This is a genomic window from Streptomyces sp. NPDC059850 (genome assembly GCF_042731515.1).
Lineage (GTDB): Bacteria > Actinomycetota > Actinomycetes > Streptomycetales > Streptomycetaceae > Streptomyces.
This window is the reverse complement of record NZ_JBHWJI010000041.1, coordinates 72428-88368: the sequence shown is the minus strand read 5'-3', so window position 1 is coordinate 88368 and position 15941 is coordinate 72428. Positions and strand designations below refer to the sequence as shown.

Genomic DNA, 15941 nt, shown 5'->3' with positions numbered 1-15941 from the left:
TTGGAGACGAGGGGGATGGTGGGGGCGCGGTAGGTGAGTTCGGCGGCGACGCGTGTGAATTCGTCCAGCATCGCGTCCATGTGGGGGGAGTGGAAGGCGTGGGAGACGGTCAGTCTGCGGGTCTTGATGCCGTCTTGGGTGAGGGTGGCGGCGATGTCGGTGGTGGCTTGTTCGTCGCCCGAGATGACCAGGGAGGTGGGCCCGTTGATGGCCGCGATGGCCACTTCGTGTTCGCGGCCTTCGAGCAGCGGGCGTAGCTGCTCTTCGGTGGCGCGTACGGAGATCATGGCGCCGTTGGACGGGATGGCTTGCATGAGGGCGCCACGGGCGGCGACCAGTCGGCAGGCGTCGTCCAGGGTGAGGACTCCGGCGATGTGGGCGGCGGTGAGTTCGCCGATGGAGTGGCCGGTGACGTAGTCGGGAGTGACGCCGAAGGACTCCACGAGCCGGTAGAGCGCGGTTTCCAGGGCGAACAGTCCGGCCTGGGTGGAGCGGGTCTGGTTCAGCGGGCCCTGGTCCTCGGCGAAGACGACGTCCTTGATGGGCTGTTCGGCTTCCAGGTACTGGTCCAACGTGGCGCAGACTTCATCGAACGCGTCGCGGAAGACGGCGTACGTGTCATAGAGCCGACGTCCCATGCCCGCCCGCTGTGCGCCTTGACCGGTGAAGAGGAACGCGGTCTTGCCCGGGTGGGGCGTGCCGTGGACCACGGCCGGGGACGGCTCACCGCGTGTGAGGGCGCCAAGCGCGCGGTCGAATGCCTCGCGATCATCCGCCAGCACCACGGCCCGGTGGTCGAAGATGGTGCGGGTGGTGGCCAGGGTGTACGCGATGTCGGTGGGGTGTTGGGCGGTGTGGTCGAGGAGGCGTTGGGCCTGGTCGCGGAGGGCTTGTTCGGTCTTGGCGGAGAGGAGCCAGGGGACGGTGGTGGTGTCCCTCGGGGTTTCCGGGGCGGGCGTGGCGGGGGCTTGTTCGAGGATGAGGTGGGCGTTGGTGCCGCTGATGCCGAAGGAGGAGATGGCGGCGCGGCGGGGGTGGCCGTTCTCGGGCCAGGCCCGGGCCTCGGTGAGCAGCTGGACACTGCCGGTGGTCCAGTCGATGTGGGGGCTGGGCTCGTCCACGTGGAGGGTCTTGGGGAGGGTGGCGTGGCGCATGGCCTGGATCATCTTGATGACGCCACCGATACCGGCCGCTGCCTGCGCGTGGCCGATGTTGGATTTGAAGGAGCCGAGCCACAGGGGTTCGTCGCGGTTCTGGCCGTAGGTGGCCAGCAGTGCCTGTGCCTCGATGGGGTCGCCCAGGGTGGTGCCGGTGCCGTGGCCTTCCACCGCGTCGACCTGGTCGGGCGTAAGACCGGCGTTGGCCAGGGCGGCGCGGATGACGCGCTGCTGGGACGGTCCGTTCGGCGCGGTGAGTCCGTTGGACGCGCCGTCCTGGTTGACCGCCGAACCACGGATCACGGCCAGCACGGTGTGGCCATTGGCTTGGGCGTCGGAGAGCTTTTCGAGGAGGAGCATGCCCGCGCCCTCGGCCCAGATGGTGCCGTCGGCGGCAGCGGAGTAGGACTTGGCCCGGCCGTCGGGTGCCAGCCCGCGCTGGCGGCTGAACTCCAGGAACATCCCGGCATTGGCCATGATCGTGGCGCCACCGGCCAGGGCCATGGAGCACTCGCCACTGCGCAGCGACTGGCACGCCAAGTGGAGCGCCACCAGGGAGGAGGAGCAGGCGGTGTCGACCGTGACCGCCGGGCCCTCGAAGCCGAACGTGTACGACACCCGCCCGGACGCCACGCTCGCCGTCGTACCCGTGAGCAGATAGCCCTCGACCGGTTCGCCGCCGTGATGCGTCAGCGAGACGTACTCCTGGGCGGCCACCCCGGCGAAGACACCGGTGGCGCTGCCGCGCAGGGTGTCGGGCCGTATGCCCGCGTCCTCGAACGTCTCCCAGGCCGTCTCCAGGAGGAAACGCTGCTGGGGGTCGAGCGCGAGGGCTTCACGTGGCGTGATGCCGAAGAACTCGGGGTCGAAGCGGTCGGCGTCGTAGAGGAATCCGCCCTGTTGGACGTAGGTCTTGCCGCGCACATCGGGGTCGGGATCGTACAGGTCGTCCAGGTCCCAGCCACGGTTGTCCGGGAACGCTCCGACCGCGTCGCGGCCCTCGGCCACCAGCCGCCACAGCGCCTCCGGTGTGCTCGCGCCACCGGGGAAACGGCAGCCCATCCCCACGATCGCGATCGGCTCGGCCGTGTCGGTGGCAGCCGGTGCCGTACGGGCGGTGCGCCGGGCCACCTGGGCACCGGCCTCACCCTGCCCGCTGCCCATCAGCTCGCCACGCATATAGCCCGCCAGCACGGCGGGGGTGGGGTAGTCGAACAGCAGGGTGGACGGAAGGCGCATCCCGGACGCCTTGTTGAGCGAGTTGCGCAGTTCCACCGAGCTGAGCGAGTCGAATCCCAGGTCCTTGAACGAGTGCACGGGGTCGATCGCGTCGGGCGATCCGTGTCCGAGGACGGTGGCCACGTGGCCACGCAGGAAGTCCAGGACGATCCGCTCCTGCTCGGCCTCGGAGCGCCCCGCGAGCGACTGCCGCAGCCCGCCCGCGTCCGCTCCGGCCGACGCCGCCTGGGCGGCGGTGCGCAGAGGCGTACGGACCAGCCCACGGAAGATCGGCGCCACCGGGGCGGACGTGGCGCGGGCCCGCAGGCCGGGCAGGTCGAGCTTGGCCGGGACCACCACGGCGGGCTCCGCGCCGAGCGCCGCGTCGAAGTGCGCGAGCGCCTGTTCGGCGGGCATCGGCAGCAGCCCGTTGCGGCTCATCCGCGCCCGGTCCTGCTCATCGAGGGTTCCGGCCATGCCGCCACCCTGGTCCCACAGCCCCCAGGCGAGCGACGTGGCGGGCAGTCCGCTCGCCCGGCGGTGCTGGGCGAGGCCGTCCAGGAAGCTGTTGGCGGCCGCGTAGTTGGCCTGTCCGGGGGAGCCGAGGACACCGACCGCCGACGAGAACAGGACGAACGCGTCCAGGTCCCTGTCCCGGGTCAGCTCATGGAGATTCCACGCGGCGTCCACCTTCGGGCGGAGCACCCCGTCGAACCGCTCAGGGCTGAGGGCCGTCACGATGCCGTCGTCCAGTGTCCCGGCGCAGTGCACCACCGCGCCGAGCGGATGCTCCTCCGGCAGGCTTCCGAGCAGGGCTTCCAGCGACGGCCGGTCGGCGGTGTCGCAGGCCGCGACGGTGGCCTCGGCGCCGAGTTCGGCGAGTTCCGCGGCGAGGGTGCTCCCGGCCTGCGGTCCGCTCCGGCTGACGAGCAGCAGCCTCCTGACCCCGTACGTGGTGACCAGGTGGCGGGCGAGGAGCGTGCCCAGGGCGCCGGTGCCGCCGGTGATGAGCACCGTCTTGTCCGGGGCGAACGGCGCGGGTGAGGTGTCAGAAGTGCCAGGGGTGGCGGGGCGGGCGAGACGCGGGGCCAGGAGCGCGCCGTCGCGTACGGCGAGTTGGGGTTCCGTGGCGGCGAGGGCGGCGGGTACGGCCCTCAGCGAGGCATCCGAGCCGTCGACGTCGATCAGCGTGAACCGGTCCGGGTGCTCCGACTGAGCGGTGCGGATCAGTCCCCAGACCGCCGCCCCGGCCAGGTCGGTCGGCTCGTCCTCGGTGGCGGTGGACATCGCACCCCTGGTCAGGATCACGAGGCGGGAGTCCGGTCGTTCGTCGGACACGACTGCCTGGACGAGACCGAGCACACGGTGGGTGAGGGAGCGGGTGGACTCTGCCGGGTCGGCGCCGTCCTCGGAGACACACCACGTGACGAACACATCGGGGCCGGTGGCGTCGTCGTCCCGCTGCGCGGTCGGAAGTGCCACCGCGTCCTGCGGGATCTCGACCGTGCCCCGCACCTCGTCCTCGGGTGTCGGTACGGCGAGCCAGTCCACCTCGTACAGCTCTCCGGCGTCGGCGGCACGCGCGGCGGCGAGTTGGTCGGGGCCGACCGACCGCATGATGAGGGCGTCGATCGTCATGACCGGCGCACCCGTCTGGTCGGCGATGACCAGCGACACCGTGTCCGGGGTGGGCCACTGGAGGCGGATGCGCAGAGCGCTCGCCCCTGTGGCGTGGAGGGACACGCCGCTCCACGAGAACGGCACCCTGATGGTGTCCTCAGCCGCCTCGCGCCCCGCGATGAGCGCCGCGGGCTGGAGCGCCGAGTCGAGCAGGCCGGGATGGATGCCGTACGCGCCGGGGTCCGCTTCCGTGGGCAGCGACACCTCCGCGTACGTGGTGTCCCCGTCCCGCCAGGCCGCGCGCATCCCCCGGAACAGCGGCCCGTAGCCGAAGCCCGCACCGGTGACCCGGCGGTAGAAATCCGCTGTATCCATGGGCTCCGCGGCGGCCGGGGGCCAGACCTCGTCCGTCAGCACACCGGCCGTCGAGGGGGCTTCCCGCTCTCCGGCCGCGAGCACTCCCGTGGCGTGGCAGGTCCACTCGTTCTCGGCGGGGGCGTCCTCAGGCCGGGAGTACACCGCGAGGGAACGCCGCCCGGAGCCGTCCGCCGGTTCGACGAGGACCCGTAGCTTGAGCGCGCCGCGTTCCGGCACGGCGAGGAACACATGGTGGGTCAGTTCCTCGATGTGGTCGCAGTCCACATGGCGTGCCGCGTGGAGAAGGAGATCCACGAAGGCCACGCCGGGGACGATCATCGCCCCGAAGATGGCGTGCTCGGCCACCCAGGCGGGGTCGGTTCCGGTGACGCGGCCGGTGAAGAGGTGCCCGCCACCGCCCGGAAGTTCGGCCAGGGTGGTCAGCACGGGGTGGCCGGTCGCCGTCAGCCCCAGACCATCAGCACCCGCCGTGGGCCTGGGCCTTTCCAGCCAGTAGCGCTGCCGCTGGAAGGCGTAGGTGGGGAGGGCGGTGGGGGTGGTCGGTTCGCTGATCAGGGGAGTCCAGCGGACGTGGACGCCGTGGGTGTGTGCGGTGGCGAGTGCGGTGAGGAGGGTGTGGTTCTCGTCCCGCTCTCGGTGCAGGACGGGGATGAACGTGGTGTCGGTGGTGTCGGGCAGGTTGTCCTGGGCCATGGTGGTGAGGGTGGCGTCGGGGCCGAGTTCGAGGTAGTGGCGGACGCCGTGGGTGTGGAGGGTGGTGATGCTGTCGGCGAAGCGGACGGCTTCGCGGACGTGGCGGGCCCAGTAGGTGGGTGTGGTGATGTCGTCGGGGTTGGCCAGCTCGCCCGTGACGTTGGAGACGAGGGGGATGGTGGGGGCGCGGTAGGTGAGTTCGGCGGCGACGCGTGTGAATTCGTCCAGCATCGCGTCCATGTGGGGGGAGTGGAACGCGTGGGAGACGGTCAGTCTGCGGGTCTTGATGCCGTCTTGGGTGAGGGTGGCGGCGATGTCGGTGGTGGCTTGTTCGTCGCCGGAGATGACCAGGGAGGTGGGTCCGTTGATGGCGGCGATGGCCACTTCGTGTTCGCGGCCTTCGAGCAGGGGCCGTACCTGCTCCTCGGTGGCGCGTACGGAGATCATGGCGCCCCCGGCGGGCAGCGCCTGCATCAGTGAGCCACGGGCGGCGACCAGGTAGCAGGCGTCATCCAGACTGAGGACTCCGGCGATGTGGGCGGCGGTGAGTTCGCCGATGGAGTGGCCGGTGACGTAGTCCGGGGTGATGCCGAAGGACTCCACCAGGCGGTAGAGCGCGGTCTCCAGGGCGAACAGGGCGGCCTGGGTGGAGCGGGTCTGGTTCAGCGGGCCCTGGTCCTCGGCGAAGACGACGTCCTTGATGGGCTGTTCGGCTTCCAGGTACTGGTCCAACGTGGCGCAGACTTCATCGAACGCGTCGCGGAAGACGGCGTACGTGTCATAGAGCCGACGTCCCATGCCCGCCCGCTGTGCGCCTTGGCCGGTGAAGAGGAACGCGGTCTTGCCGGGGTGCGGCGTGCCGTGGACCACGGCCGGGGACGGCTCACCGCGTGTGAGGGCGTCGAGGGCGCGGTCGAACGCCTCGGGCTCGTCTGCCACCACTACCGCCCGGTGGTGGAAGAGCGTCCGCGTGGTGGCGAGTGCGTCGGCGACTCGGTCCGGATGCGGCTCGGGGCTCAGCTCCAGGTGGGTGCGCAACTGCTGCGCCTGGGCCCGTAGGGCCTGCTCGGTCTTGGCGGACAGGATCCAGGGGGCCGTGGTCGGTCGCGCCGTGGTGTCCGGGGCCGGTTCGAGAGGCGCCGGAGCTTGTTCAAGGATGAGGTGGGCGTTGGTGCCGCTGATGCCGAAGGCGGAGACGGCGGCACGGCGGGGGCGGTCGTTCTCAGGCCAGGCCCGGGCCTCGGTGAGCAGTTGGACACTCCCGGTGGCCCAGTCGATGTGCGGGCTGGGCTCATCCACGTGGAGGGTCTTGGGCAGGGTGGCGTGGCGCATGGCCTGGATCATCTTGATGACGCCACCGATACCGGCGGCCGCCTGGGCGTGGCCGATGTTGGACTTGAACGAGCCCAGCCACAGCGGCTCTTCGCGGTTCTGGCCGTAGGTGGCCAGCAGGGCCTTTGCCTCGATGGGGTCGCCGAGAGTGGTGCCGGTGCCGTGGCCTTCGACGGCGTCGACCTGGTCAGGAGTGAGTCCGGCGTTGGCCAGGGCGGCGTTGATGACGCGTTGCTGGGACGGTCCGTTCGGCGCGGTCAGGCCGTTGGACGCGCCGTCCTGGTTGACTGCCGAACCACGGATGACGGCCAGGACGTGGTGTCCGTTGGCTTGGGCGTCGGAGAGCTTTTCGAGCAGGACCATGCCCGCGCCCTCGGCCCAGATGGTGCCGTCGGCGGCAGCGGAGTAGGACTTGGCCCGGCCGTCGGGTGCCAGCCCGCGCTGGCGGCTGAACTCCAGGAACATCCCGGCATTGGCCATGACGGTGGCGCCACCGGCCAGGGCCATGGAGCACTCGTCGCTCCGCAGCGACTGGCACGCCATGTGCAGCGCCACCAGCGAGGAGGAGCAGGCAGTGTCGACCGTGACCGCCGGGCCCTCAAAGCCGAACGTGTACGCCACCCGCCCGGACGCCACGCTCGCCGTCGTGCCCGTCAGCAGGAACCCATCGACAGGCTCGCCGCCCTGGTGGACGAGGGAGCCGTACTCCTGGGTGACGACTCCGGCGAACACACCGGTGGCGCTGCCGTCCAGAGTATCGGGGCGCAGCCCCGCGTCCTCGAACGTTTCCCAGGCGGTCTCCAGCAGCAGCCGCTGCTGGGGGTCGAGCGCGAGGGCTTCGCGGGGGCTGATGCCGAAGAACTCGGCGTCGAACTCGGCGGCGTCGTAGAGGAATCCACCCTCGCGGGCGTAGGTCTTGCCACGCACATCGGGGTCGGGATCGTACAGGTCGTCCAGGTCCCAGCCACGGTTGTCCGGGAACGCCCCGACCGCGTCGCGGCCCTCGGCCACCAGCCGCCACAGCGCCTCCGGTGTGCTCGCGCCACCGGGGAAACGGCAGCCCATGCCGATGACTGCGATCGGCTCGTCATCGGTTACGGCCGTGATGGTCGTGGCGGCCCCGGTGTCGGCGGCGCGCGGGGTCTCCGTAGCGCCCGTCGCCTGGGCAGGGGTCTCCGGCAGGGGAGCGTCGCCGACCAGTTCGTCCTTGAGGTGGGTGATCAGGGCGGCGGGTGTGGGGTGGTCGAACAGCATCGTGGACGGCAGATGCAGCCCCAGCGCCTCGCCCAGCACGATGAGCAGCTCGATGCCCGCGAGCGAGTCGAAGCCCAGGTCCTTGAACGAGGTTCCGGGGTCGATGTTGGGCGGTGAGCTGTGGCCCAGGACGGTGGCGATATGCATGCGGAGGACGTCCAGCAACAACTCGCGCTGTTCGGCCTCGGGCAGCCCGGCCAGCCGCCCGCGCAGCGAGGCGTCCTGGCCGGTGTCGCTGGTCCGGTCGGAGCGCGGGGCCGGGGCCTGAGCGGCGACGAGGTCGGCGAGCAGCGGCGACACCGGGCTGGACGCCCGCTGCGCCGCGCGTACGCCGGTGACGTCGAGCCCGGTGGGCACGAGCACCGTGCGCCCGGTGGCGAGGGCCGCGTCGAAGAGCGCGAGGGCCCGTGCGGTGGGCATCGGCGCCAGCCCCTCGCGGCTCATACGTGCCAGGCCCCGCCGGTCCAGGGTGCCGCCCATGCCGCCGTCCTCCGCCCACAGTCCCCAGGCGAGGGAAGTGGCGCACAGGCCGTGTTCGCGGCGGTGGTGGGCGAGCGCGTCGAGGAAGGCGTTGGCGGCGGCGTAGTTGGCCTGTCCGGCGGTGCCCAGGGTGCCCGCCACGGAGGAGAACAGCACGAACGCGGACAGGTCGGCGTCCCGGGTCGCCAGGTGGAGGTTCCACGCGCCATCGGCCTTGGGGCGCAGCACCGTGTCCAGCCGGTCCGGGCCCAGCTCGGTGACCACGCCGTCGTCCAGGACGCCCGCGCAGTGCACCACCGCGCCGAGTGGGTGGTCGTCGGGCAGGGTAGCCAGCAGCGCGGCCAGGGCCTCGCGGTCGCCGACATCGCAGGCGGCGACGGTGGCCTCGGCGCCGAGAGCCGTCAGCTCCTCGATGAGGTCGCCCGCCGCTTCGGGGCCGCTCCGGCTGGTCAGCAGCAGCTTCCTGACCCCGTACCGGGTCACCAGGTGACGGGCGAGGAGGGCGCCGAGGGCGCCGGTGCCGCCGGTGATGAGCACCGTGCGGTGTGCGTCGAAGGTGGTGGCGGTGGCCGTGCCTGATGTCAGAGGGGTAAGACGGGGGACGAGTAACTGACCCTCGCGTACGGCCAGTTGGGGTTCCCCGGTGGACAGCGCCGCCTCGATGGCCTGCGCGTCATCGACGTCGATGAGGGTGCACCGGCCCGGGTGCTCGGACTGGGCCGAGCGGATCAAGCCCCATACCGAGGCCGCCACCGGATCGATGCCACGACCAGGGGTGTCAGGCTCGGTGGCCACCGCGCCCTCGGTGAGGAGCACCAGGCGGCAGTCAGGACCCCCGTCCGCCAAAACAGTCTGCAGCAGGTCCAGGGCGTGGCGCGTCGCGGCGCGTGCGGCCTCGGCGCCGCCTCCTGCGGCCCGGGTGAACCGGGCGACGACCGTCTCCGGCCGGGCCGCACCGGACCGCAGCGCCGTACGCAGGGCCTCGGCGTCCGGGTATGTCACCACCGCCGCGCCGAGCGCTGCCAGCCCGTCGCCCGCGTCCCCGACCACGGCCCATCCCGCCGCCGCCTCGGGGGACACGGCGGTGTCCGGTGGCGTGGCCACCGCGCGCCAGGTGACCTCGTGGAGCGCGCCGTCGCGGTCGGGCCTGGCGGCGGCGAGCTGCTCGGGGCCGACCGGGCGCAGGACGAGGGAGTCGACGGTCAGGACCGGCGCACCGGCCGGGTCCATGACCCGTAGCGCGACCGCGTCGGCCGCGAGGGGCGCGAGGCGGACCCGCAGGGCGCGTGCGCCCGTCGTGTGGAGGGTCACGCCGTTCCAGGAGAACGGCACATTGAGCGTGCCGTCCTCGGAGGCGCCCGCCGCCAGGGCGAGCGGGTGGAGCGCGGAGTCGAGCAGCCCGGGGTGGACGCCGTAGTGGCCGGGGGCCGTGCCCGAGTCCAGGGCGACCTCGGCGTAGAGCACGCCGTCGCCGTCCCGCCAGGCGGCCGTGAGCCCCTGGAAGAGCGGGCCGTAGCCGAAACCGGCGTCGGCGAGCCGCCGGTAGAAGCCGTCGGTGCCGAGGGGTTCGGCGGAGGCCGGTGGCCAGGCCGTGTCGGCGGGTTCGGCGGAGGCCGGTGGCCAGACCGTGTCGGCGGGTGCGGCGGTGTCCTCGGGGTCGGCGGCGCCGAGCGCGCCCGTGGCGTGGCAGGTCCAGTCGGCTCCCGGCGGGGCGTCCTCGGGCCGTGAGTGGACGGCGAAGGTACGCCGCCCCGCGTCGTCCGCAGCCCGTACGAGGACCCGCAGCTGGAGGGCGCCCTGCTCGGGCAGCGCCAGGAAGACGTGGTGGGTCAGCTCCTCGACGCGGGCACACCCCACCCGCGACGCGGCGTGCAGCAGCATGTCCACGAACGCCACGCCCGGCATGACCGGGGTGCCGAAAACGGCGTGGTCGGCCGCCCAGCCGGGGGTGGCGGCGTTCACCCGGCCGGTCAGGAGCAGCCCGCCCGGATCGGGGAGTTCGGCCGCGGTGGTCAGGATCGGATGGCCGGTGGCCGTCAGCCCCAGGCCACCGGCGCCCACGGTGGGCTTCGGCGTGTCCAGCCAGTAGCGCTCGCGCTGGAACGCGTACGTGGGCAGGTCGACGGCCGGGGGCGGGACCTCGCCGAACAGACGGGCCCAGTCGATGGCGATCCCATGGGTGTGCAGACGGCCGAGAGCGCCCATCAGCGCCTGCGTCTCGTCGCGATCGCGGTGGAGGGTGGGGACGAGGGTGGCGGTGTCGGGGCCGGTGAGGCAGTGGCGGACCATGGCGGTGAGGACACCATCGGGCCCCAACTCCACGTAGTGGGTGACGCCTTCGGCTTCCAGCCGGGTCACCGCGTCGGCGAACCGTACCGTGCCACGCACATGCCGCACCCAGTACTCGGGGTGCGCCACATCGCCATCCGCCATCACCGGGACGCGCGGCTGGTCGTACGTCACGCCCTGGGCGACCTGGCGGAAGTCCTCCAGCATCGGGTCCATCAGGGGCGAGTGGAACGCGTGGGACACCGTGAGGCGGTTCGTCCTGCGCTCACCGAGCCGTTCCACCACAGAGGCCACGGCGTCCTCGGCGCCCGAAAGCACTACGGAGACAGGCCCGTTGACGGCCGCGAGGTCCACTCGATCGGTCAGATACGGGGCCACCTCGTCCTCGGTGGCCTCGACCGCCACCATCGCACCCCCGGGCGGCAGCGCCCCCATCAGCCGCCCCCGCGCCGTGATCAGCGCGGCGGCGTCCGCCAGGGAGAACACCCCGGCGACATGCGCGGCGGCCAGCTCTCCGATCGAGTGACCGGCGACGAAGTCGGGCCGTACGCCCCAGGACTCCACGAGCCGGAACAGCGCCACCTCCACCGCGAAGATGGCGGGCTGGGTGAACTCCGTACGGTGCAGCGCCTCCTCGTCGCCCCACATCACCTCGCGCACCGCAGGGTCGAGTACGGCGCACACCTCGTCGAAGGCGCGCGCGAACACCGGGAACGCCTCGTACAGCCCCCGGCCCATCCCCAGCCGCTGACTGCCCTGCCCCGTGAAGAGGAAAGCCGTCCTGCCGGGGCGGGCGGTGCCGCGCACCAGGGCGGGCGACGGTTCGCCGCGTGTGAGGGCGTCCAGCGCGCGGTCGAACGCCTCGCGGTCGGCCGCGATGGCGGCGGCGCGGTGAGGGAGGTGGGCGCGCGTGGTGGCCAGCGCGTGGCCGATGGCGGCGGGCGTGAGGCCGGGGCGGTCGGCCAGGTGGCCGCGCAGCCGCCGGGCCTGGTCCCGCAGGGCCTGCTCGGACTTGGCGGAGAGCACCCACGGGATCAGGGTCCCGTCAGACGCGCCCTCGTCCTCCCCGCTCTCAGGAGCGGGGGCTTGTTCGACGATGAGGTGGGCGTTGGTGCCACTGATGCCGAAGGAGGAGATGGCGGCACGGCGCGGGTGGCCCTTCTCGGGCCAGGGCCGGGCCTCGGCGAGAAGCCGGATGTCGCCCGTGGTCCAGTCGATGTGCGGGCTGGGCTCATCGACGTGGAGGGTTCTGGGCAGGGTGGCGTGGCGCATGGCCTGGATCATCTTGATGACGCCACCGACACCGGCCGCCGCCTGCGCGTGGCCGATGTTGGACTTCAGTGAGCCCAGCCACAGCGGCTCCGCGCGCCCCTGACCGTAGGTGGCGAGCAGCGCCTGAGCCTCGATGGGGTCGCCCAGGGTGGTGCCGGTGCCGTGCCCCTCCACCGCGTCCACCTGGCCGGGCGTGAGCCCGGCGCCCGCCAGCGCGGCGGTGATGACGCGCTGCTGGGACGGTCCGTTCGGCGCGGTCAGGCCGTTGGACGCGCCGTCCTGGTTGACCGCCGAGCCACGGATGACGGCCAGGACGGAGTGGCCGTTGGCCCGTGCGTCCGAGAGCCGTTCGAGCAGGATCATGCCCGCGCCCTCGGCCCAGATCGTGCCGTCCGCACCGGCCGCGAACGACTTGCACCGGCCGTCCGCGGCCAGCCCGCGCTGCTGCCCGAACTCCACGAACATGCCGGGGGTCGCCATGACCGTGACGCCACCCGCCACCGCCAGCGCACAGTCCCCGACCCGCAGCGCCTGCACCGCCTGGTGCATCGCGACCAGCGACGACGAGCAGGCCGTGTCGATCGTCACCGCCGGGCCTTCGAGCCCGAAGGTGTAGGCGAGCCGCCCCGAGGCGACGCTCGCGGTGGTGCCGGTGAGCAGATAGCCCCCCAGCCCGTCGTCGCCCTCGTGCAGCCGTGGCCCGTACTCCTGCGACATGGCGCCCACGAACACCCCGGTGCTACTGCCGCGCAGCGTGCCCGGATCGATCCCGGCGCGCTCGAACGCCTCCCAGGTGACCTGCAGCAACACCCGCTGCTGCGGATCCATCGCGGTGGCCTCGCGCGGGCTGATGCCGAAGAACTCCGCGTCGAATTCGGCGGCGTCGTCCAGGAACCCGCCGTGCCGGGTGTAGGTCTTGCCCCGCACACCGGGCTCGGGGTCGTACAGGGCGTCCAGGTCCCAGCCCCGGTCGGTGGGGAACCCGGAAATGGCGTCCACACCGCCCTCGACCAGCTGCCACAGCTCCTCGGGGGAACCGGCGCCACCGGGGAAGCGGCAGGCCATGCCGACGACCACGATCGGGTCGTCGGCGTCCACCGCCGATGCGACCGCCCGCCGAGTGGACCCGACGGTCAACGCGTCGTCGCCCAGGGCCAGTTCGCACAGCTTCCGCGCCAGCCGGGACGGGCTCGGATGGTCGAAGACGATGGTCTCCGGCAGCGTCAGCGCGGTGGCGTCCATCAGGTTCTGCCGCAGCTGGACCGCCATCGTGGAGTCCATGCCCAGCTCACGGAACGCCCGGTCGACGTCCACCGTGTCCGTGCTCAGATGGCCGAGCACGATGGCCGTACGCAGCCGCACCAGCGTCAGCGCGCTACGGTGCCGCTCGTCCTCCGTCAGCCCGGCAAGCCGCTCCGACCACGTCGCGTCCGCCGTGCGCTCTGCCGCCCGGTCCTCCCGCTGCGGGGCAGCGGCCCGCGCCACCGGCTCGAAGCCGGTGGACACCTCGGGCCAGTAGCGCTCGCGCTGGAACGCGTACGTGGGCAGCGCCACGCGGCGCGGTGTCCGCCCGGCGAAGACGGCGGACCAGTCCACGGGCAGGCCGCGCACATGCAGCTCCGCCAGCGAGGTCAGCAGCGGCGGCCACGGCGCCTCGTTGCGCCGCAGCGACCCCACGACCAGCGCTTCCGGCAGCGTCTCGCGCAGTCCGAGGGTGAGGACGGGATGCGGGCTCGACTCGACGAACGTGCCGAACCCGGCCTCCGCCATGTTCCGGAGCGTCGTCTCGAAGAGGACGGGCTGACGCAGATTGGTGTACCAGTACGCGGCGTCCAGCCCCGCCGTGTCGATGGTGCTTCCGGTGACCGTCGAGTAGAACGCGATGTCACACGAACGCGGTGCCACCCCCGCCAGCTGCTCCAGCAACCGCTCCCGGATGGCCTCCATATGCGGCGAGTGCGAGGCGAAGTCCACGGCCGGGACGGCCTTCGCCCGGATCCCGTCCGCCTCGCAGCGGGCCAGCAACGCGGCTACCACCTCGGGCGCCCCGGCCACCACCGTGGTCCCGGGCCCGTTGACCGCGGCGACGCTCAGTCCGTCGCCGAAGGGGGCGATGTACGCGGCGACCCGGTCGGCCGGGAGCGGTACCGACGCCATCGCCCCGGTGCCCGCCAGCGTCATGATGGTCCGGCTGCGCAGCGCCACCACCCTGGCGGCGTCCTCCAGGCTGAGCGCCCCCGCGATGTGCGCCGCGGCCACCTCGCCCTGCGAATGCCCCACCACCGCGTCCGGCCGCACCCCCAGCGACTCCCACACCCGGGCGAGCGACACCATCACCGCGAACAGCACGGGCTGGACGACATCCGCGCGCTCCAGCGACGGCGCGCCGGGCGCGCCCGCGAGCGTGTCCAGCAGCGACCAGTCGGTGTGCGGGGCCAGCGCCTCGTGGCACGCCTCGACCGAGGCACGGAAGACCGCCGACGTACGCAGCAGCTCGCGCGCCATGCCCTCCCACTGCGAGCCCTGCCCCGGGAACACCAGCGCCACCTTGCCGTGGTCGCCCGTGACACCCCTGATCAGGCCGGGCATCTCCTCCCCGGCCCGCAACGCCGCCAGCTGCGCGTCGTGGTCGAGCCCGAGCGCCACGGCCCGGTGCTCGAAGTGGGTGCGAGTGCGGGCGAGCGACCAGCCGATGTCGTACGCGTCGGAGCCGGTATCAGCCGTTGGCCGCTCCCGCAGCCGTCCGGCCTGGGCGCGCAGCGCCGCCTCCGTACGGCCGGACACCAGCCACGGCGCCAGCGGGATCACCGGCTCGCCGCCGCTCTCCGAAGCCTCCGGCGTGGCCCGCTCCGGCCCCTCGGCGACCACCAGGTGGCAGTTCGTCCCGCCCACGCCGAACGAACTCACCCCGGCCAGCAGCGGCGCGTCCGGCCACGGCCCGCACTCGCTCTGGACCCGCAGGTTCAGCGCCTCGGGGTCGATACGGGGATGCGGTGTCGCGTAGTTGAGGCTCGCCGGGATCTCCCGGTGGCGGATGCTCAGCGCCGTCTTGATCAGCCCGACGATGCCCGCCGCGCCCTCCAGATGCCCGACGTTGGTCTTGGCCGAGCCGACGAGCACGGGCGAGCCCGCGGGCCGCGCGCTGCCGTACGCGGCGCCCACGCCCGCCGCCTCCAGCGGATCGCCCGTCGGTGTGCCCGTGCCGTGCAGCTCCACGTAGCGCACCCGCGCCGGGTCCACCCCCGCGTCCTCGCACGCCTGCCGCGCCACCGCCGCCTGCGCCTCGGCGCTGGGTACGGTGAGCCCGTCGGTGGCGCCGTCGTTGTTGACCGCGCTGCCGACGATGACCCCGTACACCGTGTCCCCGTCGCGCACCGCGTCCACCAGCGGCTTCAGCACGACGACCCCGCCGCCCTCACCGCGTACGTAGCCGTTGGCCCGCGCGTCGAAGGTGAAGCAGCGCCCGTCCGGCGACAGCCCGCCGAACCGCCCGGCCACCTCGGCGCTCTCGGGCGCGAAGTTGAGCGCCACACCGCCCGCCAGGGCGAGGGTGCACTCGCCCCTGCGCAGGCTCTCCACCGCCAGATGCACCGCCACCAGCGACGACGACTGCGCGGTGTCCACCGCGAGGCTCGGGCCGCGCAGACCCAGCGCGTACGAGACCCGGTTGGCGATGACACCCCGGTTCAGCCCCGGCAGCGAGTGCTGGGTGATCGCGCCGCCGCGCCGCGCCACCGCCGCGTAGTCGGCGGCGATCGCCCCGACCATCACACCCGTCGCGGTGGAACGCAGCGTCTCCGGGACGATGCCCGCGTCCTCCAGCGCCTCCCATGCCAGTTCGGCGAACAGCCGCTGCTGCGGGTCGATCGCCACCGCCTCGCGTGGCGAGATGCCGAAGAACGCCGCGTCGAACGCGTCCACCCGGTCCAGGAAACCGCCGTGGCGCAGCCCGGCCCGATGCCGCTCCCCGTCGTCCGGGAGCCCCTCGTCCGGCAGCACCGTGTCCGGGTCCCAGCGGTCCGGCGGGACCTCGGTGATGGCGCTGCGGCCCGCGCGCAGCAACTCCCAGAAGGCACCGGGGTCCGGTGCCTGGGGGAGGCGGCACGACACGCCGGTGATTGCGATGGCATCAGTACCGTGAACAAGATCACTCGTCATGGTGGCGAGTGCCTCCCTCATCGCGCGCTGTCGAAAACGCCGGGCTGGCGTTCGTCCTGAGGGACGATCCTCGGCGCCGCCACTCACCCC

Annotated in this window: 1 protein-coding gene; it reads right to left on the bottom strand. The window is 72.7% G+C overall.

The window, feature by feature from the left end; translation table 11 throughout:
- Positions 1 to 15803: type I polyketide synthase (locus tag ACFV9T_RS29090; protein WP_385445397.1), on the bottom strand; the 15803-nt coding region annotated here is incomplete at its 3' end.
- Between the last annotated feature and the right edge of the window lie 138 nt (positions 15804 to 15941).